This is a genomic window from Bacillus sp. 05T31, from assembly GCF_056396725.1.
Genome location: NZ_JBFTMA010001005.1, coordinates 1 through 1150, shown reverse-complemented (window position 1 = coordinate 1150; position 1150 = coordinate 1). Strand labels below are relative to the sequence as shown.

The 1150-nt window shown below is 31.4% G+C and carries 2 protein-coding genes; both read right to left on the bottom strand.

Annotated features, from left to right (window positions below):
• Positions 1–97: 97 nt before the first annotated feature.
• Positions 98–283 (bottom strand): hypothetical protein, encoded by a 186-nt coding sequence (locus AC1DJR_RS30740; RefSeq protein WP_002085081.1) that lies wholly within the window; start codon positions 281–283, stop codon positions 98–100.
• Positions 284–415: 132 nt separating this feature from the next.
• Positions 416–865: a DUF6884 domain-containing protein gene (locus tag AC1DJR_RS30735; RefSeq protein ID WP_002032633.1), complete on the bottom strand. Its 450-nt coding sequence runs from the start codon at positions 863–865 to the stop codon at positions 416–418.
• Between the last annotated feature and the right edge of the window lie 285 nt (positions 866–1150).

Genomic DNA, 1150 nt, shown 5'->3' with positions numbered 1-1150 from the left:
GGATTCATGGGAATTTGAAAAAAAATCTGTTCAAGATGGAATTTAAAAGGTTTATACACAAAAAGAGTACTTACTTCAAAGTACTCTTTTTAAAATATTACCACTTACGACATTTATCATCATCGTCGTCACGTTTACGATTGCGACGGCAATCATCACAATCACAGTCACGTTTACGTCTACAACCACAATCATCACAATCTCTGCGTCTACATCTTCCAAACATTAAATCATCCCAAAATCTATTACAATCTCTGCGTCTACAACCACAATTATTACACATGAATATGACTCTCCCCTAATATAAAATAGAATTCATCATATTCTATGTTTAAAAGGGTAAAAATGCTTGTTTACTAGTCTATTTTAAATGTATTAATTTGGTATGATTTGAATCTATATTACTAATTTATCCCTATACTTCCTTCTGCGCTTCCACTGCCCCATTCAACCTCTGCAACATATACCCAATCCCTCTACATCCCGCTAACGGATATGTGATGATTTCTTCTGGATATAACTTCGTCACTATTTTTTTATGCTTCTTCCCCGCAAGTAAGACGATCTCTTCAAACTGAAGTAAATCTTTATCAATCATCTGTTGTTTTAATTGTTCTATGCTAATAATCTCATTACTATTTGAATCAAATGCAAGATCATAATTTTCCTTTACAATATCATTTGGTCTTAAAAATCCATGCTTTGCTGATAATATAACCCAATTCTCRAAAAACTCAGTTGCATACGCCTGACATGCTTTTCCGAATGGACTAATATATACATCTTTTGCCTCTGCCTCTCCGTAATCTGAGTACTTATCCCAAATTTTCTTYTTTCCGCAYGGAATWATGCATAATCTTTTCATTGTTATTTCTTACCTCGCTTCTATATTTCTTATGAAATATCAATTTTCCAGTACATTTTTTTACAGAATACTATATACTWATCTYGAAAGATMAAATTACATTATMTYCWATATTTGGTTTAATTTATTTCASAACAGTCTATTAAGCATATRTATTATTACATAAACAYACCGTACTAAAKTCACTTTCATACAGCATGCARACWCSTCATCCTTTAGTGAATTTGTAAARATTTCRTAAAATCAAGTACACTTAATCTCCCAATACCTATTCAATAGTACAAT